Annotated in this window: 19 protein-coding genes; 11 read left to right on the plus strand and 8 right to left on the minus strand. The window is 41.4% G+C overall.

Features of this window, described 5'->3' with window-relative positions:
- Positions 1 to 14 precede the first annotated feature (14 nt).
- The gene (locus ACXAC4_RS21620) at positions 15 to 2,885 is read left to right on the plus strand and encodes a putative Ig domain-containing protein (RefSeq protein WP_475165268.1); all 2,871 of its coding nucleotides are present in this window, start codon (positions 15 to 17) and stop codon (positions 2,883 to 2,885) included.
- 47 nt (positions 2,886 to 2,932) lie between these two features.
- Here the strand turns inward: ACXAC4_RS21620 and ACXAC4_RS21625 are convergent, their stop codons facing one another.
- On the minus strand, positions 2,933 to 3,823 hold the full coding sequence (locus ACXAC4_RS21625) for a LysR family transcriptional regulator (protein ID WP_475165270.1): 891 nt from the start codon (positions 3,821 to 3,823) through the stop codon (positions 2,933 to 2,935).
- Positions 3,824 to 3,925: 102 nt separating this feature from the next.
- Here ACXAC4_RS21625 and ACXAC4_RS21630 point away from each other — a divergent pair, with 102 nt between their 5' ends.
- Complete coding sequence (locus ACXAC4_RS21630) at positions 3,926 to 5,092, plus strand: MFS transporter (RefSeq protein ID WP_475165271.1); 1,167 nt, start codon at positions 3,926 to 3,928, stop codon at positions 5,090 to 5,092.
- A gap of 6 nt (positions 5,093 to 5,098) precedes the next feature.
- Entirely contained in the window at positions 5,099 to 5,629 is a 531-nt protein-coding gene (locus tag ACXAC4_RS21635; protein ID WP_475165272.1) for a GNAT family N-acetyltransferase, read from the plus strand.
- 75 nt (positions 5,630 to 5,704) lie between these two features.
- Here the strand turns inward: ACXAC4_RS21635 and ACXAC4_RS21640 are convergent, their stop codons facing one another.
- A complete protein-coding gene (locus ACXAC4_RS21640) occupies positions 5,705 to 5,998 on the minus strand; it encodes a hypothetical protein (protein ID WP_390442466.1) in 294 nt (97 codons plus the stop codon).
- 259 nt (positions 5,999 to 6,257) lie between these two features.
- Here ACXAC4_RS21640 and ACXAC4_RS21645 point away from each other — a divergent pair, with 259 nt between their 5' ends.
- From ACXAC4_RS21645 to ACXAC4_RS21680, 8 genes are all read left to right on the plus strand, one after another.
- Positions 6,258 to 7,526 (plus strand): efflux RND transporter periplasmic adaptor subunit, encoded by a 1,269-nt coding sequence (locus ACXAC4_RS21645; protein WP_475165275.1) that lies wholly within the window; start codon positions 6,258 to 6,260, stop codon positions 7,524 to 7,526.
- Positions 7,527 to 7,542: 16 nt separating this feature from the next.
- Positions 7,543 to 8,238 carry an ABC transporter ATP-binding protein gene (locus ACXAC4_RS21650; RefSeq protein WP_130254242.1) on the plus strand — a complete coding sequence of 232 codons (696 nt, stop codon included), beginning with the start codon at positions 7,543 to 7,545 and terminating at the stop codon, positions 8,236 to 8,238.
- A gap of 14 nt (positions 8,239 to 8,252) precedes the next feature.
- Positions 8,253 to 9,611 carry an ABC transporter permease gene (locus ACXAC4_RS21655; protein WP_475165276.1) on the plus strand — a complete coding sequence of 453 codons (1,359 nt, stop codon included), beginning with the start codon at positions 8,253 to 8,255 and terminating at the stop codon, positions 9,609 to 9,611.
- Positions 9,612 to 9,613: 2 nt separating this feature from the next.
- Entirely contained in the window at positions 9,614 to 10,837 is a 1,224-nt protein-coding gene (locus tag ACXAC4_RS21660; protein ID WP_475165278.1) for an ABC transporter permease, read from the plus strand.
- Positions 10,838 to 10,904: 67 nt separating this feature from the next.
- Positions 10,905 to 12,239: a sigma-54-dependent transcriptional regulator gene (locus ACXAC4_RS21665; protein WP_475165279.1), complete on the plus strand. Its 1,335-nt coding sequence runs from the start codon at positions 10,905 to 10,907 to the stop codon at positions 12,237 to 12,239.
- Complete coding sequence (locus tag ACXAC4_RS21670; protein ID WP_475165282.1) at positions 12,239 to 13,558, plus strand: sensor histidine kinase; 1,320 nt, start codon at positions 12,239 to 12,241, stop codon at positions 13,556 to 13,558. The genes ACXAC4_RS21665 and ACXAC4_RS21670 overlap by 1 nt, the downstream gene beginning before the upstream one ends.
- 348 nt (positions 13,559 to 13,906) lie before the next feature.
- The gene (locus ACXAC4_RS21675) at positions 13,907 to 14,725 is read left to right on the plus strand and encodes a lamin tail domain-containing protein (protein ID WP_475165284.1); all 819 of its coding nucleotides are present in this window, start codon (positions 13,907 to 13,909) and stop codon (positions 14,723 to 14,725) included.
- Between the two features lie 94 nt (positions 14,726 to 14,819).
- Positions 14,820 to 15,440: a hypothetical protein gene (locus tag ACXAC4_RS21680; RefSeq protein ID WP_475165287.1), complete on the plus strand. Its 621-nt coding sequence runs from the start codon at positions 14,820 to 14,822 to the stop codon at positions 15,438 to 15,440.
- An 84-nt stretch (positions 15,441 to 15,524) separates the two neighbouring features.
- Here ACXAC4_RS21680 and ACXAC4_RS21685 read toward each other — a convergent pair whose 3' ends face one another.
- The 6 genes from ACXAC4_RS21685 to ACXAC4_RS21710 all read right to left on the minus strand — a co-directional run bounded on the left by ACXAC4_RS21685 (position 15,525) and on the right by ACXAC4_RS21710 (position 24,757).
- Positions 15,525 to 15,989, minus strand: coding sequence for a hypothetical protein (locus ACXAC4_RS21685; RefSeq protein ID WP_475165289.1), 465 nt, complete (start codon positions 15,987 to 15,989; stop codon positions 15,525 to 15,527).
- A 403-nt stretch (positions 15,990 to 16,392) separates the two neighbouring features.
- Positions 16,393 to 17,589: an AGE family epimerase/isomerase gene (locus tag ACXAC4_RS21690; RefSeq protein WP_475165291.1), complete on the minus strand. Its 1,197-nt coding sequence runs from the start codon at positions 17,587 to 17,589 to the stop codon at positions 16,393 to 16,395.
- A 7-nt stretch (positions 17,590 to 17,596) separates the two neighbouring features.
- Positions 17,597 to 18,595 carry a carbohydrate kinase family protein gene (locus ACXAC4_RS21695; protein ID WP_475165294.1) on the minus strand — a complete coding sequence of 333 codons (999 nt, stop codon included), beginning with the start codon at positions 18,593 to 18,595 and terminating at the stop codon, positions 17,597 to 17,599.
- Positions 18,592 to 19,800, minus strand: a complete 1,209-nt coding sequence (locus ACXAC4_RS21700; RefSeq protein ID WP_475165296.1) for a sugar MFS transporter — start codon at positions 19,798 to 19,800, stop codon at positions 18,592 to 18,594. Before ACXAC4_RS21700 ends, ACXAC4_RS21695 begins: the two co-directional genes overlap by 4 nt.
- Positions 19,801 to 19,802: 2 nt before the next feature.
- Complete coding sequence (locus ACXAC4_RS21705; protein ID WP_475165299.1) at positions 19,803 to 22,343, minus strand: GH92 family glycosyl hydrolase; 2,541 nt, start codon at positions 22,341 to 22,343, stop codon at positions 19,803 to 19,805.
- Positions 22,344 to 22,354: 11 nt separating this feature from the next.
- On the minus strand, positions 22,355 to 24,757 hold the full coding sequence (locus ACXAC4_RS21710; RefSeq protein WP_475165302.1) for a GH92 family glycosyl hydrolase: 2,403 nt from the start codon (positions 24,755 to 24,757) through the stop codon (positions 22,355 to 22,357).
- Between the last annotated feature and the right edge of the window lie 380 nt (positions 24,758 to 25,137).

Below are 25,137 nucleotides of genomic sequence, written 5' to 3' on the forward strand. Positions count from 1 at the left end.
ATTAAGGATTTTTTGTGAAAAAAATAAATCAGGCAACACTACTCTTAGTTGCATTATTAGGGTTGAGCGCGTGTGGCGGTGGCAGCTCTAGCGAAACTCAAAACGATGTAAAGCAAGAGCAAACCAGCACGCAACCTCAAAAAAAAGATATAACAATTACAGGCAGTGTTGAGAAAGGACCATTCGTTATTGGTTCAACAGTGACAATTAATATTCTTGATGAAAACGGCGAAAACACAGATTCTACGATTGTTACCAAAACTACAGATGACTTAGGAAACTTCGAGTTCAAGGTACCTGAAGGCTCAATCATTCAAATTACCGCTGCAGGTTACTATAGGAATGAAATAACAGGCGCACTCTCTGAAGGCCAATTAAGCTTAAGAAGTATTTATAAGGCAACTTCTGATGACACTCAAAGTGCAAATGTAAACTTATTAACTCATCTCACTAGTAATCGAGTATTAGAACTGATTAAAGCCGGTGAAACTGACTTTGATAAGGCCATTTCACAAGCTGAGGAAGAGTTCTCTGCTAACTTCCAAACTGTGATCGCACGTTCAAATAATGAAAGTTTCTCTGAACTATCTATTTATGCAGATGCAAACTCAGATGATAATGCCTATCTACTCACGCTTTCTTCAATGCTATACCAACATGCTATTGATCTAGCAGAGTCTAACAAGTCTTCTGCAGAAGCTGAGTTAACTTCAATACTAAATGAACTAGAAAGTGACTTTGGTACTGATGGCAAAGTAGATAACACTGACAAACTTACTGCTATACAACTTACCCAAAAGCGAATTGATCCTGCTAAAGTGACACAACACTTAATTGATTGGCTTGGAGATAATAGTCAATTCACCGTGCCAGACATCAATGCGTATCTTGATACTGATTTGGACGGCATCGCAAACAATAAAGATGACGATGATGATAACGATGGCATCGCCGATGAAGATGATACATCTCAATTTGTAGCTGATTTTGTAATTGATAATCAGAATATCTCTCTTGCCGAAGACGAAACGGTTAGCGTTGAAATCGCAACTAATAACCCACTAGGCACTGACGAGACAATTAAATTTGAACTCATCTCAGATGTAAGCTCAGGTTCTCTTAATATTGACTATCCTAACATCTCATACACGCCTGTTGAAAATTACAACGGCAAAGACGAGTTCACGTTTAAACTTATTCAAGGGAATGTTGAAAGTAAACTTGTTACATTTTCTATTGATGTTACTGCTGTGAATGACGCACCAACTATTGAAGGAAAACCTGATTTAAGCATTATAGCTAATAGTGAGTACTCTTTTTTACCTTCAATTTTTGATATTGAAGGTGAACAATTAAATGTATCTGTTGAAAATTTACCTAAATGGCTTACTTTCGATTCTGCAACAGGAGAACTTAGAGGTACCCCCACAAATGCCCAAGTCGCAATTTATAATAATATTAAAATGTCAGTTAGTGATGGTTCTATTACCAGTAAACTTTCAACTTTTTCTATAGAAGTAACTTATTCAACACTTGAGGCCCCTGTTAACCTTAAACAAGCGAACACTTCGAAGGATAAACTTCAAGAAATACAACTCAGCTGGGATAAAGTAGAATTTGCTAAAAGCTACACTGTAGAAATTTCTCTTTTTGATGATTTTAGTAGTATTTTACAAACAGAGACTACCGAACTTAACAACATTTCCTTAGAAAAAACGCCTAACCATTATTTTTGGAGGGTAAAAACTGTAAACCCAATTGATCAAGAAGGCTTTAGCAGTGAAATCATGTCACTTGAAGCTGGTGTTTTTACTCGTACATATGGTGGTCTCTCATCTGAATCTGTAAAGACTACAATTTCAACAGATGATGGTAGTTTTATTACCCTAGCTTCTACGAACTCCTTAGATCTAAATTCCAATCTGAACGGTGAAGATGACTGGATTTTTAAAATCAATTCTCAAGGTCAAGTGGAATGGGAGTTTTTTTATATAGGAAGTGGAAGAGATAGATTAAGAGATTTAACTGTTCTTGAAGATGGAAGTATCTTGGCTGTTGGTCAAGATTGGGATACTAAAAAATCCATCGTACTAAAACTCAGTCCTGATGGAAATAAAACCTGGGAAAAACTATATAGGCCAGATAACTTTAATGAGAGATATGATTTTTCCCAAGTTATAGAAGTCAAAAATAAAGTTTACGTTGTCGCTATACCTTGGATATGCACAAGTTCCTCATGTAATTGGGACTCTGCTAAACTACATTCAATAAATCCTCACAATGGTGTTATTTCAGGTCAAATTCAATTACCAGCTTTTCAAGGAGCTCAAACTTCTCCCAGAATTATTAAAGCCACTAAAGATGATAAGATCTTACTTTCTGGTGATACCTATGCTGACTCTACAGATCCACTAAATAGAGGTGCGTTCATGTTCGTTCTGAATGATGACTTATCTATGCAAACGTCTTGGAATAATCAGGGGCAATATGAACTTATGGGTGCTGATGATATTATCGAGCTAAGGAATGGTTCTTTCGCCCTAATAGGGGGAGATGCAGTAGATGGAGACAGTGCGGTTGTTACTCTTGTGAACAATAAAGGAGAGTTCATAAGACAAAAGGCTTTTCCTGATCTGCGAACTTCTGGTTTCTTTAAATTGGTAGAGAGTGAACAAGGACATATTCACTTTGCAGTAACTCAAAACGGCCAGGTTTCTATCGCTAAACTAGATCAGAATCTGAATGTTCTTGATACAAAACTGCACTATAGTTCAAGTGACTCCAATCCCTCTATTCACTCCACACTAATTAATAAAGATGGGACCCATACGGTTACGTTAATTGATAAAAATAACAATAAATCAATTGCTATTATTAAAAAGTAAGGTACTACGGGGGTTGGGTTCTTACCAACCTCCTTCACCTGTTTATTTCACAACCTAAACCCTTTCATCTGCTGCTTCAGATTATCGATAAACATCCTTGTTTTTAAAGGCGTAAAGCTTGTTTTAGGATAATACGCCCATAAACGATTCACTTCGCTTTTTACGTTGGGTAACACAGGCGCTAACACGCCCATATCTAGTTCTCTCTCAACATAATCTGGAGAAATGAATATTAGACCCATACCTTGTATGGCGGCTTTCAAAATTGCATCAAGATTCTCTGACACAAAGTTATAGTTCGAGAAAGCAACGAACTCGCCGTTTTCCAGTAAAATACCGCCTTTTTGCTGGTAATAGTTATTGAGCAACATCTTATGCAGAGCTAGGTCTTCTACTATATTAATGGATGGGTGTTTTTCTAAATAGCTAGGTGCAGCAAACACACTCATTTGATAATCAATTAAGTGCGTGCCTTTGTGCGACACAGAGTCAAACTCTTCATGATACCGAGTGATCACTAAGTCATGACTTAAATCAGGATCATTACCTGGAATGAGTACATTTAATTGCACCGACATTTTTGGATATTTCTGCAAGAACCGCTCTATGTTTGGCATTAACAATGAGCTACCAACAGCTTGCGTTGCCGCGACTTTTAGCACGCCCTGAGGCTCTTCATGGGCACTTTTTACTGACTCCAGCATGGCATCAAATTGCTCAAGCCAAGGTGAAGCCTTTTGTAAAAAGCCATGTCCTGATTCGGTTAGACTAACTTGTCGAGTGGTTCTTACAAATAAACTGGTTGCTAGTTGTTTTTCCAACCAATCAATGCGTTTACTTACCGCTGAAGCCGAAATACCTTGTTGTTCGGCAGCCGATGTAAAGCTTTTAGTGTTGGCGACAAGTTCGAAACTTTTTACTGCAGATAACCAATCCATTTATTATTTCCCGTTAGGAACTAGTATTTTTATTATTACCCTATTTTTAAGAAAGTAAAAACCCAGTATTTTGTGAGTCTGTTTATTTTTTTAAGAAAAGTTATGTCTTCGATTGTATTTCTAGCGGTGCTATTGATGTCTTGCTCTCAGTTTGCAAGCCAACTTTATATGCCTGTTTTGCCAGACATAGCTAAAGATCTGGCGTTAAGCTCCAGCGCCAGCCAAGCAGTGATAGTCAGCTTTTTCATCACGCTTGGGCTAACTCAGTTAATTGCTGGACCTCTAAGAGATAAATATGGTGACAGACACATTCTAATCGCTGGGCAGCTCATCTTAGTAGCAGGCGCGTTAATATGTGGTTTTGCAGAGTCAAATTGGCAATTTTTGCTAGGCCGAGTTTTACAAGGAATAGGTTCAGCCTCACCAGTTTTGATCAGTCGAACCTTGTTAGCGCAGTATTTAACTGGTGCAAAATTAAAAAGTGCGATGGCAAGTCTTGCAATGGCAGCGTCGATCACGGCAATACTTTCGCCCATGATAGCGGGTACACTCGCGCAGCTTATTAATTGGCAAGGCCTCTCTTTTATCATGGTGCTGCATTTTGCACTGGTGTTGTGGTTAGGCTTTGTGATCCTTCCTAAATCACAAAAAAACGATGCTCATTCTATTAGACCTCGAGCGTTGGCGAGTTTATATAAATCACTGTTACAAGATAAAAATTTAATCTTACTGGCAAATTTTAAGTGGTTACCTACTTACTTATATTTGACCATTCAGCTGTATTTACCTTTTTATTTACAGGCACAGTTTCAGTTTAATACAGAGCAAATTGGCTACGCGATGATGTTACCTATGGCGGGCTTGTTAGTCGGTTCGTCTTTAGCAAAAATAATGCAAAAGCGTATGAGCTATATGAAAATCGTCAAATTGCTCTGGCCTGCGCTGCCAATAGCTGCGTTTATTTTCGAGTTTAGCCATATCAGTGCGTTAGTTATGCTATTTGCTTACACGCTAATTATGATGGTATTTGGTGCATATTTTCCGAGTTACATGCACATCATTGGCTTACTACAACCTGAAAAAGCCGGCTCAGCCAATGCGCTAGTAGGCGCGATAGAGTTACTATTTTTTACAGCTTTGGCTTGGTTGACTAATGTTATTTTATTTAGCAGCCAACACATATTGCCCCTTATCGTGCTAGCTTGTTCAATGGTCTTATGGTTTTGCTGGAAAAAACTATCATTAAACCTAACCCTATGTGAGAGATAAAAAGAAATGGAATTCACAACAAAAAGACTGATTATCCGCCGACTTAAAGTCTCTGATTTAGAGGCAGTATTAGCACATAGAAGCGACCCCTATACCTCTCGCTATATTGGCAAGCCCGCGACTCTTGCTGATGCGCAAGCGCGGATCGCACAAGCTCAACTGCCCTGGGAAGGCAGAGAAGGTGAAAGACTCATACTTGCGATTGAGTGTAAAGAAAGTAGCCTGTTACTTGGTGAATTGATGTTCAAGTATGTTTCTATAGAACATCTATGCGGCGAAATTGGATACCGTTTAGCCAGTCAACATCATGGTAAAGGCTATGCATTCGAAGCTGCCAGCGCTTTGATCAAAGAAGTCTTTACTCAGTTTGAACTTAACAAGTTAAATGCAATTTGCGCCGTTGATAATATTGCGTCTTGGAAGCTAATGGAAAAGCTGGGGATGAAAAGAGAAGGAAGACTCAGAAATAATTTGATGCTTCCTTCTGGCACAACAGACTGCTTTACATATGGCGTATTAAAGCATGAAGTGATTTAGACCTTTGACTTTTATCACTGTTAATTATGTATCCACCTAGCTCTTTATGCTTTTAACTTTTATACCCTTATCCCTTTAACTCTTTATACCCTTAAACAAGAGCGGATAGCGTCTGATCACTTCGCCGATATAGTCATCGGCAAGTATCGATTTTTCAAATTGCTCGATATCTTTACTGGCATGGATCACCCATTCAAGGCGCTCAATCGCCCTTAAAAACCCCCGCTTCAAATGAAATTGTTGCTTATACTCATCACAATTTCGCGCTAATATCTCGATTTTTGCAGGGTCAGCTTTCAAGGCACTCAGTACTTCCTGAATATAAGCATTGTCTTGTGGTTTCGGGGCACGTCTCACTCTATTTCTCATCACTTAGCCACTGAATAATATTGTCTATAATCACTTTACCCTCCAAGTACGGCTTTGAGAGCTGTCTTGATCATAACGCATGTCCACAAATGTGTGCGGACAGTTTAACACCCGTCCGAAATCTGTCCGACTGACCGTCCGATATTTATTATTAATATTAACAAACTATAAAAAACAAATAATTTCATAAACTTATATGTTGGCACACTGTTTGTAATACCTAACTATCATTCAGGTATTATTTTTAAGGCGGACAGCTGTGATCAGAGACACCCAAGGACAAGACAAGCAAGTAACACCACGTCGAAATAGCAAAAAGTGGTTATTGTTTGCATCAGGCTTACTAGCTACAACAGCATTAACGGCTTATTCAGTGCCCAAATTTAGTCAGCTTTTAAGTACTGATTTGGTGGTTTCACAATCAGTGATCCAAACTGCCGTTGTTGAACGTGGCGATATGCTCGAAGACATTCGAGTAGAAGGTAAAACACTGGCAGCAATTAACCCTGCGGTGTATGCCATTGCACCGGGTACGGTCACTTTACATGTGAAAGCGGGCGATAACATTACTCAAGGGCAAGACTTGTTGAGTATTAACAGCCCTGAATTAAGAAATCAATTACTTCAGGAACAAGCAACTTTAGCGCGCTTAGAGACAGAGTTTAATCGTCAGAAAATCACCACAGAGCAACGCTTACTCGATACCCAGCAGCGTGCTGAACTAGCACGTGTTGACCTAGAAGCTGCATCGAGTGCCATGGAGCGTGCTAATGCCAGTATTAAAAAGCAAATTATTTCTAAATTGGAGCTCGAAGAGAAAATCGTTGCGCTAAAACGTGCAGAACTTAATAAAAAGCATGCGATTGAAGCGCTAGATTTAGAGCAAAAAAGCCTTAACTTTGAGCTTAAAATTGCCGAACTAGCGTTAACCCGTCAGCAGCACTTAACACAAGAACTCGAGCGTCAAGTGGCGGCTTTAACCATTCAATCACCGCTAACTGGCATAGTTGGCACTGTGAGTGTGCAACAAAAACAACATGTGCAACGAGATGCAGAACTGATGTCATTGGTTGATTTATCAGAATTAGAAGTCGAAGCTTTTATTCCTGAGAACTTAGCGGATGAACTTGCGATTGGCTTAGCCGCAAATATTCAAATCAATCAACAAACATACCCTGCAACTCTTGTGGCAATTTCTCCTGAAGTTGAACAGGGCCGTGTAGCAGGTCGCATTCGCTTTGACCAACAACCAGAGAAGCTTAGACAAAACCAACGTGTCAGTGCGCAACTTATTTTGTCGCAAAAACAAGATGTCCTAAAAATCAAACGTGGCGCCTTTGTCGAAACTGGCGCTGGCAAAATTGCCTACTTAATAAACGAAGGACAAGCACAACGTCAATCAATCAGCATTGGCGCTAAAAGTATTCACGAAGTTGAGTTAACATCGGGCGTGAAAGCCGGAGATAAGCTCATCATCTCAAGTCTTGCTGCGTTTCAAAACCAACAAAACGTCATGCTTAGTAATTAATAAAAAGGAAAATATCATGTTATCAATGCAGAACATCAGCAAAATTTATCGTACCGAGCTTATCGAAACCCACGCCTTGGTTGATGTCAACTTTGAGGTAAATGAAGGGGACTTTATCGCTGTCACTGGCCCTTCTGGGTCTGGTAAAACAACTTTCTTAAACTTAACTGGTTTGCTCGAACCTTTTGATAAAGGCCAATACTTTTTAGACGGTCAGGATGTTAGTAAATTAAACGACAGCCAACTTTCTAAAATTAGAAACGAAAAAATTGGCTTTATCTTCCAAGGTTTTAACCTGATCAGCGAATTAAACCTTTACGACAACATTGAAGTGCCTTTAATTTTTAGAGGCTTACCAAGCCATGAGCGTAAGCAACGTATCGAAAATGCCCTTGAAATGGTCGGTCTTGCTAGTCGCGGAAAGCACTTTCCTGCGCAATTAAGTGGTGGTCAGCAGCAACGTGTTGCGATAGCACGTGCACTTGCAGGGCAACCTAGATTCTTATTAGCCGATGAGCCAACAGGTAATCTCGATACGCATATGGCGCGCCAAGTGATGGATTTACTACAAGAGATTAATCAACAAGGTACGACCTTACTGATGGTGACACATGATAATGAACTGGCCCAACGTGCTCATCGCAACATTCAAATACTCGATGGCCAGTTAACCGACATCAACAAAAGCCAACTTACTGATTTAGCTGTTTAGAACCTAGGTGCGACATGAAAGATTTATTTCAACTCGCCCTGCAAGGCGTTAAACAAAAAGGCAAACTCACTATTTTAATGATAGCCAATTTGGTGATCGGTATTACATTACTTCTCACCATGAGTACCACAGTGAAGTTAAGCGGAAACAGTGTGCTAACCGACAAAGCGCCGCAGATGCATCACTTTAGCCTCAACTATATGGATAGCGATTTTGATATCCGTAACCAGTTTCGCTATCCGCCATTGACGTTTCAAGATGCTCAGGCACTTAAAAATGCCGAGTTAGACTACAAACATCTGTCATTTAACTATGACACGCGCTTTATTTTAGAGTCAGAGCAACTCGATAGCGCTCGACCTATGATAGCCACGGCATCCGCCTCAGATATCGATTACTTTAGTGTTTTTAATGTGCCTTTTATCTACGGTGCACCTTGGTTAGAAGCACAATCAGACAGTGACGTCATCGTGATCGATAAAAAAGTCAACGACCACTTTTTCTCAGGAGAAAACTCAGTAGGCCAATTTATCAAAGTCGATAAGCAGCCTTTAAAGATTGTCGGTGTGATGGACTTATCTCAACACAACCGTCGCATTTCAAATATGCGCTTTAGCAACCGTTATAACGATTTAGCGATAGTGCCTATGGCAACGGCCGAGAGAATGAACCTGCCTCGTGCTGGTTATATGCCTTGCCAGACCAAAGAAGAAAATCAACGCAGTGAATATCGCCAACATAATGTATCAGCACTTAAATCGGCTGAGTGCGGTTACCTTCACACTTGGATTGAATTTGACCAACAAAACCACCAGCAACAACTCGCTGCTGCAAGTTTGTGGGCGCGTAATTATACGCAACAGCAAGCAAACCTAGGTCGTTTTCCTCACGAAGAGAAGTATAAGTTGAACGATTTACAGCTACTACTGAATGAATTTACACAATTCATGCGTTGGGAAAAAGTTTATCTTCAGTTTTCTTATCTGCTATTTGCAATTTGCCTAGTGAATACGGTGGGCATTTTGCTTGCGAAGTACCAATCTAAGAACAAACTGGTTTCGCTCTATCGTGCACTTGGTGCGAGTCGCTGGTATATCGTAAAAATACATCTTATTGAAATAAGTTTAATTGCCTTCGCTGCCATTATTGCAGGTGTACTATTCGCCCACTTAGGCCTTGAACTAATGTTCCAAGTTAACATGTATCAAATGGACTATTCGGCAGATCCAAGTTTGGTCAAACACTTATTTAGTATGGATTACAGCTTTGCATTGACGTCTGGTGCGTTCATTTATGCCGCTATTTTAATTGCAGGTTTATATCCGGTTTACCGTATCAGCGGTATTTCACCAGCATCGCAGCTAAGGGGGTAATCATGTCTTTAAAACATATTCTAAAATTAATTCTGAAACAAAAAAGCATCTCGATACTAATTGTTTTCCAAGTTGCCATTACCCTAATGATCGTCAGCAATAGCGCCTTCATTAGCTATGCAACACTTCAAAACTGGTTAATTCCATCAAAACTTGAAGAAAAGCAAATCTTAAATGTGGTTACTAACGTCTATGATGAGCAAGTCGATAAAGGGCAATTAATTGAACGCGACTTAACCGCAATTAGAGCACTGCCTGAAGTTGTATCAGCAACATATAGTGGTGAAGAAAACGTCATTGATACACGTCGCTCGAGCAATGTTGTGTATGGCGATAACCTTGATGAGAATGCCAAAGATCACTCCATTGCACTGTTTGGTGTCGACCAACAGGGCGTGGGTTCTTTAATGCTCAATATCAGCAGTGGTCGTGATTTCTACGCAAACGAGTTTGTCACAGGTGATGCTGCAACCACGCCAGCAAGCGTTGCACTTATCAGCGATGATTTAGCTAAAACCCTATTCGAAGAGACTTCGCCTTTAGGTCAAACCGTCTATTTGAATGGTTCAAAAACACCTTATCAAGTAGTAGGGACTTTTGAAGATAAAATGCTTGGAGAGAGCGCAACTTACGACCAAGTTTGGTATCACGGCATGGTTATTCCAGAAGCGATTTACGGCCGTAACAACGAAATAAACTACATTATTCGTGTTGCACCTAATACCTCAAAGAAAGTCTTAGAAACAATTGAGACATTACTTTATCAAGAGCCGGGACGTATCGTGTCTCGTGTCGAATTCTCAGCACGTGCCAAGAAACGTTTATGGGATGGCAGAAGTAGCTTTGCTTTTGTGATGTTTGCTATTAGTGCGGTCGCCTTACTTATTACCTCATTAGGCATTATTGCGCTCGTTACTTTCTCGGTCAAAATGCGCCATAAGAATCTAGGTATTTTGAGAGCACTGGGCGCGTGTAAAGGCATGGTACTAAAAAGCCTGATCATCGAAAACTCACTACTGGCACTGGTTGGCTTAGTAATAGGCTTCTTTTTATCTTTGTGGCTAAACATGGCACTATTACAAACACTTGGGGTGCAAGGGACTCCCGATATTGTCGTTGGCATACTGGTGACCTTATTTGTTTGGCTTTTAACTTGCTTTGCGGCTTATTTACCCGCTAGAAAGGCAACGTTAATTTCGCCTGCGCAAGTGACTAAAGCCAGTTAAACCGAATAAATAATAAAACTAAGCTAGAGAGAAATAAAATCTCTCTAGCACAAAAAAGAAAAACAATATGCAGCAAAGTAAAATTCTGATCATCGACGACAACCCTGACATAGTAAAAGCACTCAGGGTTTTATTTTTAATTAATGACATTGAGTGCGATGGCGCAACTTGCCCAGAAGAAGGTATGTCAAAACTGCAACAAGGTGGTTTTGATCTCGTCATTCAAGACATGAACTTCACACGAGATACCACTTCAGGTGAAGAAGGCGAAGCACTCTACCACCGAATTCGTCATTTTGACCCAGACCTCCCGATTATTCTGCTCACTGCTTGGGCTAATCTTGAAATGGCCGTAGCGCTAATAAAAGATGGCGCAGCCGATTACATTGCCAAACCTTGGGAAGATCAAAAGCTTCTTACAACCGTGCAAAATTTGCGAGAGAGCTATCAGCTACAACAGCAGCAACTGAGCAGTCACGTCAAGCAAAGAGCCCGATTACAACACCTCAACGACAACTTCGATCTGGCTGGCATGGTATTCGCTGACAACAGTATGATTAACCTCGTTGAAATGGCCACTCAAGTTGCCCATTCAGATGCCCCCATCTTAATCACTGGACCAAATGGTGCAGGTAAAGAAAAAGTCGCTGAGCTTATCGTCGCCAATAGCCAATATAAAGATGCCCCCTTTATAAAAGTAAACGCGGGCGCATTACCTGCAGATTTAATCGAAGCAGAATTATTTGGTGCAGAGGCTGGCGCATATACTGGGGCAACCAAAGCCAGAGAAGGTCGTTTTGAAGCAGCCAATGGTGGCACTTTATTTTTAGATGAAATAGGCAACTTGCCTCTATCTGGGCAACAAAAGTTACTTAGGGTATTACAAAGTGGCGAATTTGAACGCGTAGGCAGTACCAAAACTCGTAAAGTCTCAGTGCGTATTATCAGCGCAACCAATACCAACCTTCCTCAAGCTATCGCCAATGGTGAGTTTAGAGAGGACTTATACTATCGGCTCAATATGATTGAGTTAAAACTCCCGCCTCTTTCCCAACGAAAAGACGATATCCCCTTGTTAGTGCAATCATTTCTTGATTCAGATAAAACACTGAGTGCCAATGCAGAACACACATTAATGGCGCACTCGTGGCCTGGCAACGTGCGAGAATTACAAAATGTGCTTGGTAGAGCTGCACTACTTTGCCAAAACAACACCATTGAAAGTAATGACTTAGGTATTACACTGTCAAAAGTACCGGTTGAAGAGAAAGTCGAATACAGTTTGCAAGACATCCAAAGTGCACTCGATAAACATCAAGGTATTATTGCTAAAGCAGCCCGTAGTTTAGGATTGAGCCGTCAGGCATTTTACCGTCGTATGGAAAAGTTCGGATTAAAGTAATGCAGCACAATGAGATAAGTTTATTACACAAAACAGGCTACTCTTTACTAGCCTGCTTTACGGTTTTTTGGTTCATTTATGCAGCGGGTGGTCAATTCGGATATCAGGGGCTTTGGCTAACCGCTGGTGCGTTTATTTCTTCATTTATATGCTTATCTTCTGCCCTACTCTATTTTGTTAGCTTTCAACAAAAGCAGCTTGATGCTTTACATGATGGCATTAAAAGTTTCAAAGATGGCGACTTTTCTATTCGTATTCACCCTGATGGCGATAAACACCTAGCACCCATATTAGATTTATATAACGACCTAGCTCGCAACCTTACTGAGCAAAGACAGACTTTAAGCCAAAAAGAGCACTTGCTAGATAGCATTGTTCAAACCTCGCCTATGGCAATTGTGCTTTTTAACCCTTTTAAGCAGGTGGTCTATCACAACCAACAGGCGAACGAGTTATTACAAGTTGCAGGCTCATTAAAAGGCAAAGAATTATATGGCTTACTTGATAACGTCAGTGCACCAATTCGTTCCTTTTTGCTTGAGCAAGGCTCAGGCATTGTCAGCTTTGAACACAATGACTTAAAACATAGTTATTATATTGCCAACCAAACCGTCACTTATAACCATCAGCCACACCAGCTTGTTTTATGCAAAGACCTATCTTTAGAAATTGGTAAAGAAGAGCTACAACTTTGGAAAAACGCCATTCGTTTAATTAGTCATGAACTAAATAACTCATTGGCCCCAATTTCTTCTCTCACATCGTCTGCAGAAGCCATTTTAGAAAAAAATACCCACCTAGATTTACTGCCTGATATTCTGCAAACCATTAGCCAAAGAGCCTCTAATCTGAACGCTTTTATCGCGAAATATGCCGAATTTGCACGTTTGCCTAAACCTAATATCAACAAACAAAACCTAGCAGATACACTGCAGAGCGTTCAAAAACTCTATACCTTTGAGCTATTGGCTGATTTGCCATGCGAATATGCCTATTTCGATGTTTTACAGCTAGAGCAAGTTTTAATAAACCTCCTTAAAAATGCCCATGAATCTGGTTCAAATGTGTCCGATATTGGCATTAAAGTCGTTAAAGATTATAACCGAGTTCGCTTTGCTGTGGTCGATAGAGGTCAAGGGATCACTCAGGGCAAAATCAGCCAGGTAACTTTGCCGTTTTTTTCAACAAAACAAGGCGGCAGTGGACTTGGCTTGAGTATTTGTTCAGAAGTGATCAACGCGCACCAAGGTCAATTAAAGATTAAAAATCGTACAAACGGTGGAGTTATAGTTGAATTTGACATCCCATTAAAACTTTAAAAACAAAATATTAAAAAACTCATAACTCATTGATAAACATCAAAATATGAATATATTCATAAAGCTATTTCTGCAAATTTGTAATGTGATGTAATAAAATTAAGCATAAAAATCGCATTAAGTAGTATAAATCTGTTTCAATCTAGGATAAATTAGTCCCCATAATGCGTTTGAAGACAGCCAAAACAGAAACTAAATTGTTCTGAAAACTTAACTCACTTCACGTATTAATTATCGAAAAGGAAGCAACCAGAACCAAAGCAAAACTACCGTCGGATAAGTGTAGTGCTTAAGTTTTAATGTATTACGACTTATGAATATATTCATAAGCGATTAAAGGAGCTAACTGTGAATTTTGAAACCAGACAAAATATGGCCAATGAAATTTGGCAAATAGATGCTCGCTCGGCGCTCGACAAAGTGCATCAACAAATCAAAAACAATACATTAAACTCTCTGCCAAATCTTCAGAACCAGCGACATGCGCATGGTGCGATCCAATCATATTGGCACAGTTGTTTTAAGCTGATGGCGCCACTTCAAGTTCAAATTGAATACGTGAACTCTACTAGCTCAAATGAATGTGTTGAATTAAAAAATACTGGCCCAGCTATTATTGACCTTGAGAGCTGGCGCTTGGAGCTTGCGGAAACAGGCGAGACTTTGTTCACCTTCCCACGTAATAGCTATATTAAACCAAGCCAAACCCTTAAAGTTGAACAGCAGCAAAGCACTTTCATGTTTAATAAGCTTAGTCCAGTTTTCAAACAGTGTGGTTGCCATATTAGATTATTAGATGCTGAAGGCAGTGTGGTTAGTGCTTGGATTAATGGCCGCAAGGCGCATGAGTCAATCATTATTTCGCACATCAGTCATGATACAAATACAAACCGCAATAAAGACAAAGATCACATTGAGTTAATCAACTTAAGTACTTCTTGGGTAGATTTATCTGGCTGGACTATATGTATCAAGGATGGGCCTGAGTTTACTTTTGCTCAAATGGCAAAAATGGAGCCCTGCTCTGAGCTAAAAATTTACGCTAACCATAATGAGCCAGGTTGTTACTCATTTGACAGCTCGACTCCTATTTTTCAACAAACAACAAGCACCGTTGTATTATTAGATAAAAATAAGCAGCGTGTTAACGAATATCACTTTGCATAACTCCCTAAGCTTCATAGTGATTTTGGGGGGCATTAGCCCCCTTTTTTTTACCATGCTATGATGCAAGCTCATAATAAAAATAGAGCTCAGGGATATGATTTTATATACACTTTTAACCATTCTACTGATTGTACTGGGTATGCTCACTTTTGTGCCCAAGTACCAAGATGCCATTAACCGATTTTCTACAGGTATTAATTTTTTCCTTACCTTAATTGCAACCTTATTTGGTGTGTTATTAGCTATGGCATTTGCCAACATAGAAGAGGATCAAAAAGAAAAAGAACACGTTATTAAGCTCATGCAAGCCACGATTGCAGCCATTGAGAGTTCTCATGATTACTCTAAAGATCTGTATGAGTTTTATTTAGATCTGCCAAAGGAAGATGAAACACGTGCACACTTTTTTGATAAAAACCCTTTACCATTTCCTGATTACCTCAACACCTTTATGAGGCAAAGCCTGGTAAATAGAACACTTTCAGAAGAAACCCTGATAGATTTAAACGAGTATAAGTTTAATTTACAGAAAACAAGTAATGGCAATCAACCGCAAATTTATCTTGTGTTATTGACGTATACGATTGAGTCACTGCGTCTAGAGATTGACTATCAAAAAGGTGAAAAGTCACTGCATGAATTAGAACAAGCAATAGACAGTAACGATAGAAAATTTAATTTAGCTTTGGACAAATTAAAGAGCTCAAGTCTTTAAGCTATTCTTAACCATATAAAGATGACAGAGCGAGGGGGAAGCCCTCGCCTACATTGAAGTTTCGTTTCTCGTTTCTCAAGAATCTTAAATAATCACTTCAAACTCGATCTTCGCTTGCTCTTGTGGCGATAGCAAGCTTTTAAGATGCTCAGCAATGTCTTTGCCACTATCATTCAAGAAAAAATCAAAGCCTGCCCCATTGCCATCAATAATAATGGAAAGCCCTTCATCAATTACGGTAACTTTTGAAATGCGTTCAATCTCAATACTTTGACCATTTTGAGTGCCAATAACTGTGTGTAATGATTTATTCTTTATTTTAAGCACATCGCCATCACGACGGATCTGATTGGTTAAGGCGTTGTCTTGTTTATACTTAGGATGAAAACGATAGCATTGGCCTGCGAACAAAATTGCCATACAAATCACGAGATAATCGGGCAACACGGGCTCTTCGATACTAAAATGTCCTATCAAGAGTAAGCCAGTCAAACCGAGCACTAGCCCCATAAGCGCTTTATCTGACACTCTTAATTCTGATAATTTCAAAATAGTCCCCCGCTTATTTTTATATACACGGTATCTGATGGTGTTTTAGTGTGCAAGTCACGAATGTAAAACATAGTAAAAAAGCACCTAAGCCTTTAATCCACACCAAAGTGTTTTAATCAAAAGCAAAGATGCTTCGAGTAGGAGTCTGCACGACGCAAAAGCGCAAAACTCTATTTCAAGGAGAATTTAGATAAAAAGTTTTACTTTTTAATTAATACCAATCCGCAATAACACTTAATCATTTTGAGGGATTAAACCTGATGATAGCGGCGTTAAAGATTTCTCATTTAGAACAACTAAATAACGAAATATTTGCCTTGCCTACACGGATGTAGGTACCTCAGCGATAGCAGGACGCGTGAGCGGTGCTATCAACGAGGTTTTCTTGCCTCAAAATAGATCACTTACTTAAGCGGGTTGGTATAAAAGAAAACTCCAGCACATCAAAACAAGCACCCAGCGTGTGGTAATCACATTTAGCACCCGCTTCACTCTTTTGATTACTGTATTTTTGATTTGCACCAGTCAATACTCTGAACCAAGCACCGAAATCATGATCTACAAAATGCTGCCAACAATAACCCCAAAGTGCGCTGTATTGTTCTAGGTACTGTGGCTGTTTAGTCACATCAAACAACATAGCTGCAGCTGCAAAGCTTTCGGCTTGTACCCAGAAATACTTATCGCTGTCACAAGTTTGGTATTCAGTATCAAAGCCATACACCAAACCTCCGTGGAAGGTATCCCACGCCTTGCTATAGGCCACATCAAATAAGTACTGGGCTTTTTCAACAAACTCAGGGCGCGCTTCAAAGGCATTGAGTTGCATTAGTAACTTAGCCCACTCTGTTTGGTGGCCCGGCTGGAAACCCCAAGGACGATATAGATTTTTCGGGTCGTCTTTGTTGTATTCAAGATCTGGCTCTAACTCTGGTGTAAAGTGCTCATACACTAAACCTAAACTTTGGGCTGAGAGCTCAAAACAAAAACGATTGGCCAAATGCTGCGCTTTTTCAAGATAACGAGGTGATTGAGTCGCACCATATGCTGCGATTAACGCTTCACAAATATGCATATTGGCGTTTTGGCCACGATAGTCACACAATCTGCCATCTTCATAAATGGTATCGGCGTAGATCCCCTCTTTCGCTTGCCAAAAGCGCGACTCTAGTAACTCGAATGTTTCACTTATTTTTGCATCCGAGTCAATCACACCGGCTTTATAACAATGGGCGTAACACAGTAATACGAACGCATAGCCGTAGGCTTGTTGTGTCATGTCTTGCGGTTGGTTGTCTTGCAAAGTCCATGCGTAAGCTTTTGAAGATTCGCGCCAATGTTGTTGCTCTACATAGTCCAAACCATGCTTTGCAATGACTAAGTAATCGTCGTTGTTTAACAGCTTTGCCGCACGACAAAAGTTCACAACCATTCGTGTGCTACTGACAAGCTGCCGAAATCCATTGTTAAATGTTGTGCCATCGTCTAAGTAGTTTTGGAAATAGCCACCAAGGTCGTTGTCGACGCAGCGGTCTTTATAAAAGTCGACGATCGATTGACTGTGTGTTGTTAAAAATTCTGAGTTATAAAAATTCACGTGTGTTTTACTCTAAAAAGGCAGCATCGTATGTGCCACTAAATTGTTCGTTAAATAAATCGCTGACTTGTGTGAAGCTTGGCAACGCAGGGAATGCACCTTGTGTCGAGACAGCAATGGCGCCCGCGCAACTGGCAAAAGCCACAGCAGCTTGAATTTGTGTTTCGCTATTCAGTAAGCTCTCAAGTTGGGTGGTTTCGCTAAGTAAGTATAAAATCGCGCCAATAAAGCCATCGCCACCGGCTGTGGTATCAACCACTTGCGTTTTCGCTGGACTCACAAAGCCTCGGAATTGTTTGCTCACATACTCAATCTCATCACCGCCATTAGTGATCAAAATAAGCTTACAATTTGCTGCTAAACAATCAGATAAGTACTGCTCAGGATTACCTTGTGATAACAGTTCAAACTCTTCTTTGGCAAACTTGACGACATCGGCTTGCTTCACCACTTGGTTAACCAGCTCAATATCAATGCGTTGATCTTTCCAAAGATTGGCGCGCAAATTCACATCAAAACATACCTGTAAGTTCAACGCTTTTGCCTGTTCAAGCACAGTTTGCGTGGTTTTTGCAGCACCCGCTTCGGTCAGCGTATTACTACATAAATGCACAAGGCTGTTGTTTGCAAACCATGCCTCGCTTACTTGCTCTGGTGTGAGCAAAAGGTCAGCGCTGTCTTTTCGCATAAAGGTAAAGCTTCTGTCGCCACTTGCATCTAAATGTACAAAGGCCAGAGGCGTGGGAGCAGTCTCGTGCTTTAAAGTAAACTGAGTATCAACGCCGTAATGCGCAAGGCTGTGAATTAAAAACTCACCAAACTGATCGCTCCCCACTTGTCCGGCAAATTGCGCCCGCCCACCGAGTTTGGCCAAGGCCACTGCAGCATTGGCAGGTGCACCACCAGGAAATTGTCGATAATCGTTAATGATTAAGCCATCTTGCTCTTGGCTTTGAAACTGCAAAAAATCGATCAGCGCTTCGCCATAACATAACACCCCACTCATGCTGCACTTACCTCTTGCGCTCGACCCTTATATTGGCTCATAGCAAAAAATAGGATGTAGACATAAGCGAACACAGGCACTAAAAAGCTCACTTGTACAGAGAACTTATCAGCGACAACCGCTTGAAGTAGTGGGAAAACCGCACCGCCAACGATGGCTTGGCATAATAAACCCGAGCCCTTGGCTGTTAGCTGGCCTAAACCACGAATTGCTAAACTGAAAATCGTTGGGAACATGATTGAGTTAAAGAAACCAACCGCTAATACGCTCCACATTGCAACCTTGCCGGTACTAAACACAGTGACCATCAATAGCACCACAGCCATCACTGCATTTAAGGCTAATACCAAGCTAGGCGCATATTTACGCATTAAGATTGAGCCGATAAAACGACCTATCATCGCGCCGCCCCAATAGTAAGCCACCATGTTGCCTGCTTGCTTTGTTGTCAGACCACCAATTTCAGGACGCTCGAAGTAGTTCACTAAGAAGCCACCGATAGACACTTCAGCACCCACGTATAAGAAGATACCCAGTGCGCCCATGACAAGGTGCTTTTGCTGCCAAATTGAGCCGTTCACTTCAACGTCTTTTTGCTGTTCAAAATCCAGCTTAGGCAGTTCGATAAACTTGAACGAGCAAGCCACCGTAATGGCTGCCAGTGCAATTAAGAAGTAAGGCAGTTGCACTTGCTCTGCACCAGCACTGCTGCTGGTTGCCGAAAGAATAAAGAAGGTACCAAACAGTGGCCCTGCAGTATGACCTAATGAGTTAATCGCCTGTGCCAGATTCAAGCGACTGGCTGCATGCTGTGGCTCGCCTAAGCAATTAACATAAGGGTTTGCAGAGACTTGCAGCACGGTGATACCGCCTGCAAGTACAAATAGTGCACCTAAAAATAACGCGTACTCTTTCACGCTTGCTGCAGGTATAAACAGCAAGCAGCCCAAAGCTAATGTCGATAAGCCAATGAACACACCATTGCGATAACCAAATTTAGCTACCACACGACCGGCCAATGGCGACACTAGAAAATAAGCGCCAAAGAAACAGAACTGCACCAACATAGCTTGGGTATAGCTCAGTGAAAATTCTGCTTTTAAGAATGGGATCAGAATGTCGTTTAACGCGGTAATAAAACCCCAGATAAAAAACAAACTGGTCATGGCATAAAACGCCATTTTTTGATTAATTTGTTTTGCCATGATTAATTCGCCTCAGACGTTGCTACCGAAGGAGCAGCAACTGAATAAGATGGTGGACGATGCTCAAGTGCACCACCGAACGCAGGGTTAGGCTTAGTATCTAAGGTAAACTCTAGACGCTGCGGGCTACGAATGTATGACTCGTCAATCCAGCTATTCAGCGTGTCTTTACCATTGATTTTTAAGCCTTTAATGTAAATGTGTTCGGCGCTTGCAGCAGGTGCTTGAATGGTTAAATTACCAATTTGTGCCTGTTCAAATGCTGGGCTTGATAACACCATGTCTGCACGACCTGGGTAGAACGGATACATACCTAATGCCGAGAACACATACCAAGATGACATCTGACCTAAATCGTCTTGCCCTGGAATACCTGACACTGAGTTATGCCAAAGTTGCTTCATGGTCTCACGCACCGTTTGCTGCGTTTTATACGCATCGCCTGTGTATAAATACATCCAAGGCGTGGCAATTGACGGCTGATTTGATACGTCTGCATATTGCGCTGAGTCACGGTATAACACCCAAGTACCATCAGGTTTACGGAAATGTGAATCTAAACGCTCAGACATCACCTCATCACCACCTAATATTTGGCTTAGCCCTTGGCCATCAAACGGTAACATCCATAAATACTGAGCCGGGCTACCTTCGACAAATAAGTGGCCACTGAATGGGTCAAACTCTTCTTTCCAGCTACCATCTTTATTACGACCTTGAATATAGCCAAGCTCTGCGGTCGCTTTAGGGTTATAAAGGTTTTTCCAATAACCTGAACGCGTAAGCATTTCAGTACTGTGTGCGTCTTTACCTAAGCGTGCTGCAAATTGTGACATGGCAAAATCAGCAGAGACTTGCTCTAAGGTTTCGCTCGCCCCTTCCCACGAATTAGATTGATCAGATAAGTAATTTAGCGTTAGCCACTCATCTAAAGACGGTTTTTGGCCACGACAGAACACCGGACACCCCACGTCTGACAAGTCGTACTCGGTTGGCACTGTTGAGGCTTTGTATAAAGACTCGTACGCGCCCTCGATATCAAACTTATCCGCACCAAATGCCACAAAGTTAGCAATGGCAATCGCTGATGGGTCGCCACTCATTACCCCTGTTGGGCCATTGTTGTGCGTCCATCTGTCCCAAATTCCATTAAATTGATTGGCTTGATTGAATAGCGACTGAGCGATATCACTGGCAACTTGCGGGTGCGTTAAGCTCACTAACTGCAGTTGTGAACGATACACATCCCAACCTGAGAAGTTCGCATACTGCGCCGTTTGCTTGTCAGTGACCGTATGAACTTGTTGATCAAAACCTCGGTACTCGCCGTTCACATCACTGAAAATATTTGGATGGAACTGACTGTGGAATAATGCCGTATAAAAAGTCGTCAGTAAGTCTTTATCGTCAGACTTCACTTTCACGCGACTAAGCGCATCATTCCAACCCGCATAGGCTTTGTCTTTTATTTGCGCAAAGCTTTGCTGAGCTTGTTCTTTGGCAAGGTTCTCACGGGCATTGTCTAGGCTTACGTAAGAAATACCCACACGCATTGTGACAGGTTGTTTTGCTTTAACGTCTAAATCGACCCATAGACCTGAGCCTTTACCCCACTCTGGCACACCGGTTTCACCATAGCCCATTCCGCCTTGGCTAGAAGTCGCATTGGCTGTGACCTTGTCATCAACATACGCACCACTGCCCGTGATCGGCGCATCAATCTTCGCCACAAAGTGTAGCGTGTAATAATCACGACGGTTATATTCGCCTAAATAACCGCAAAAGTTACCACTGGTGACATAACCACTCACCTCACCTTTTTCTAAATCCACTTGGGTAAACGCATCACCACTGCCCAGCTGAGAATAAGCCGTTCTAAAAATAAGCTTGGCTTGCTCTGGAGAGTCAAAGGTAAATTCGGCAATACCAGTACGATCGGTTGCTGACAAACGTACATCAATGCCAGAATCTAGACCTACTTGGTAATAACCAGGAATGGCTGTTTCATCATCGTGGCTAAAGTTCGCGCCATAATAGGCGTTGATTTTATCAGTCGCAGGAGAGTGTTTAATGGCTTGATTAAACGGTAAAACTGGCACATCGCCTGACGCACCTAAACATCCAGTGCCCGACAAACGGGTAAAAGAAAAACCCTTTAAGCGCGTCGCTTGCCAGTTATAGCCGCCCGGTGAGACTGGAATACGCACGTTGTCTTCATTGATGCGCTTGCTGATCCCTTCGCTATCTTTCATTAATGCTTCGGTGTAAGCGTGCTCAGGGCCAAAGTTGAACATACCAAATGGCTGTACCGCACCTGGCACAACGTTTGCTGCTTGACGATGGTTAAATGGACCTTTGGTACCAATAAATGGATTTACAAAACTGGCTGGATCTTGCACATAAGCAACGGCTTTGCTGTTTGCTTGCTCTGCAGGCTTTGCCTGTGCATCTTCATTGCGGTTATCGCCGCAGCCGCTGAGCACAAGGCTCAGCGAAACCGCCGGCGTAACAAGAAGCAATGAACGAGAGAATGTCTTTTTCATGCTTCTGTCTCTTATTTTAATAAGTTGTTGTTCACTGGGTTACTCATTGACGGCGGACGTGCAGACAGTGATTGACCAAATGACTTGTTAGGCTTAGCCGACATAGTGAATTCAAGCTTGCCACCGCCCATGATGTCATCATGAGTGATGTAGCTGCGCTCAAGCTTTTTGCCGTTTAAGCGTACTTCTTTTACAAATTTATTCTTCTTAGACAGGCCTTTCGCAACCACAGTGAATCGCTTGTTATTTGCCAATGCTAAAGAAATCTTCGGTAATTGCGGTGCACCTAATGCATAAGTTAAATCGCCCGGTGATACTGGGTAGAAGCCCATTGCCGAGAAGATATACCACGCCGACATTTGACCTACATCGTCGTTACCCGCAAGACCATCTGGCTTATCCGAAGACAGCGTATCCATGATTTGACGAATACGTGCCTGAGTACGCCACGGCTCGCCGGCATAATTATAAAGGTAGGCAATATGATGGCTTGGCTCATTACCGTGAGCGTATTGACCAATTAGACCTGCAATGTCTTCATGCTCTTTGATTTTCTCGTACGACAGCTCTGTTTCAAATAACTCATCTAGACGCTCAACAAACTTCTTGTCGCCACCTTTTAGCTTAATTAAACCGTGTACGTCTTGTGGTACATAAAAACTGTACTGGTAGCTGTTACCTTCGGTGAATGCACCCATGTATTTTGCTTCTTGCGGATCAAAGTCTGGATTCCATGAACCATCTTTCATGCGACCACGCATAAAGCGTACTTCTGGGTCGAACACGTTTTTGTAGTATGTTGCACGCTCGTAGTATTCAGCCGCTGTTTTCTTATCACCAAGCGCCGTGAAGAATTGACCAATCGTATAGTCATCATATGCATACTCTAAAGTGATAGACGTTGACTCAGGTAGCACGTCTAACGGTACATAACCATATTGTTTGTATTCAGGAATGGCATCGTAATGCGGGTGGTTTGCAGTATCGATCATGGCTTTTTTAGCTAGCTCAACGTCGAAATCACGAATGCCTTTTAGATATGCATCAGCAATGACTGATACCGCGTGATAACCGATCATCGTCCACGTTTCATGGGCTTGGAACGACCAGATAGGCAGCATTTTGTCATGGCTCTGCTGATAATGATCAAGCATTGAAGAGATCATATCTGATACTTTATCAGGCTCAATGTAAGTCAATAATGGGTGTAGTGCGCGATAGGTATCCCATAGTGAGAATAGCGTGTAGTGCGTGTGCTCTTTCGCTTGGTGAATTTCACCATCAACACCACGATATTGACCGTTTACGTCTTGATATACACTCGGTGCTTGTAGTGCGTGATAAACCGACGTGAAGAACTGACGCTTTTCAGATAGCGAGCCTTCTACTTCAAACTTATCAAGTGATTTGTGCCATGTTTCATCTGCTTGCTTAACCACTTTATCGAAGTTCCAATGCGGGATTTCTGTTTTTAAGTTTTCAAGTGCATTTGATTTACTTACTGCTGAAATACCCACTTTCACCATCAGTGGTTCGCCTTTTAGACCTTCAAAGTCTGCAACCACTTTAATGGCTTTACCTGCTGCTTCTGGGATTTTGTAGTTAACAATGGTCGATGGCTTTTTGCCATTACCTTCGGTTAAGCAGCCATTACAACGGTAGCGTGTGTTGTCTAGGTTAATCAGCTCGATATCGCTAAACGGTTTTGAAAACTCAATGGCAAAGTACATTTGACGATTATTCGCCCAGCCATTGGTAGCACGATAAGCTAAAATAGTACGGTCGTCGATAACGCGCACATCACTCCAAATGACTTTGTTTTTGAAGTTATAAATGCTGTGCGTTAAGTCCATTAACACGCTGCCTTTATCATGCTCTTTAAAAGTGTATTTGTGCATGCCCACACGGGTAGTCGCAGTCAGTTCAGCATTCACCTTGTAGTCTTGTAACCAAACTTGGTAATAGCCCGGCTTTGCCGTTTCATTGTCGTGACTAAAGCGAGAACGATAACCCGCATCTGGGTTGTCAGCTTTACCCGGTTCTAACTTCACTTCACCTGTAATTGGCATCATCAGTAAATCGCCAAGATCTGAGTGACCCGTGCCGCTAAAGTGGGTATGCGAGAAACCAACAATGGTGGTGTCGTCATAATGATAGCCCGCACAACGCTTGTAAATTTCTGGCTGTGGGTCAATACCTCTAAATACTGAATCGGTATCTGGGCTCAATTGCACCATACCAAAAGGTACAACTGCACCTGGAAAAGTATGGCCGTCGCCGCCAGTACCAATAAATGGGTCTACATATTGCGTGTTTGCTGCAACTTGTGTCGCACCTAACATCATCACACCGCCCGTAACGAGTGAGTAAGTCATGCGTTTAGCACTGTGCCACCCGTGGCTTATCGTTTTCATTGTTTGCCTCTTTGCCAAATAGCCTAAATAAATATAGATTCCAATCTTTAACGATTGGTATTGGAATGAGCCGATTATCCTTTAATTTCCTATTAAAGGTAAAATGGAACGTTCCAAGAATAATTTGAATATACTGATCGATTTGCTAGAATACAACCCATTGCGACAAAATTAATACCAATACTCTTAATTAAGTGTTCAATTTTGAGGCGAAGAAAGCTTTCGATAACAAGGCAAAAATTTTGCTATTTAGTTGTTCTAAATGAGAAATTTTTAACGCAGTTTGCGGTAGCTTTATTCCTTCAAAAGGATTACGTATTATTGAATATTGGTATAACCACTGGTTGGCGCTGTTATCGAGACAACCACATTTTATAGAT

The organism is Pseudoalteromonas sp. AWM4_233 (assembly GCF_056158285.1).

Coding starts and splice junctions, on each gene's coding strand:
- ACXAC4_RS21695 (WP_475165294.1), bottom strand. CDS start 18,595: ATGAGTGGGGTGTTATGTTATGGCGAAGCGCTGATCGATTTTTTGCAG.
- ACXAC4_RS21650 (WP_130254242.1), top strand. CDS start 7,543: ATGTTATCAATGCAGAACATCAGCAAAATTTATCGTACCGAGCTTATC.
- ACXAC4_RS21665 (WP_475165279.1), top strand. CDS start 10,905: ATGCAGCAAAGTAAAATTCTGATCATCGACGACAACCCTGACATAGTA.
- ACXAC4_RS21660 (WP_475165278.1), top strand. CDS start 9,614: ATGTCTTTAAAACATATTCTAAAATTAATTCTGAAACAAAAAAGCATC.
- ACXAC4_RS21635 (WP_475165272.1), top strand. CDS start 5,099: ATGGAATTCACAACAAAAAGACTGATTATCCGCCGACTTAAAGTCTCT.
- ACXAC4_RS21700 (WP_475165296.1), bottom strand. CDS start 19,800: ATGGCAAAACAAATTAATCAAAAAATGGCGTTTTATGCCATGACCAGT.
- ACXAC4_RS21625 (WP_475165270.1), bottom strand. CDS start 3,823: ATGGATTGGTTATCTGCAGTAAAAAGTTTCGAACTTGTCGCCAACACT.
- ACXAC4_RS21680 (WP_475165287.1), top strand. CDS start 14,820: ATGATTTTATATACACTTTTAACCATTCTACTGATTGTACTGGGTATG.
- ACXAC4_RS21640 (WP_390442466.1), bottom strand. CDS start 5,998: ATGAGAAATAGAGTGAGACGTGCCCCGAAACCACAAGACAATGCTTAT.
- ACXAC4_RS21670 (WP_475165282.1), top strand. CDS start 12,239: ATGCAGCACAATGAGATAAGTTTATTACACAAAACAGGCTACTCTTTA.
- ACXAC4_RS21630 (WP_475165271.1), top strand. CDS start 3,926: ATGTCTTCGATTGTATTTCTAGCGGTGCTATTGATGTCTTGCTCTCAG.
- ACXAC4_RS21655 (WP_475165276.1), top strand. CDS start 8,253: ATGAAAGATTTATTTCAACTCGCCCTGCAAGGCGTTAAACAAAAAGGC.
- ACXAC4_RS21705 (WP_475165299.1), bottom strand. CDS start 22,343: ATGAAAAAGACATTCTCTCGTTCATTGCTTCTTGTTACGCCGGCGGTT.
- ACXAC4_RS21710 (WP_475165302.1), bottom strand. CDS start 24,757: ATGAAAACGATAAGCCACGGGTGGCACAGTGCTAAACGCATGACTTAC.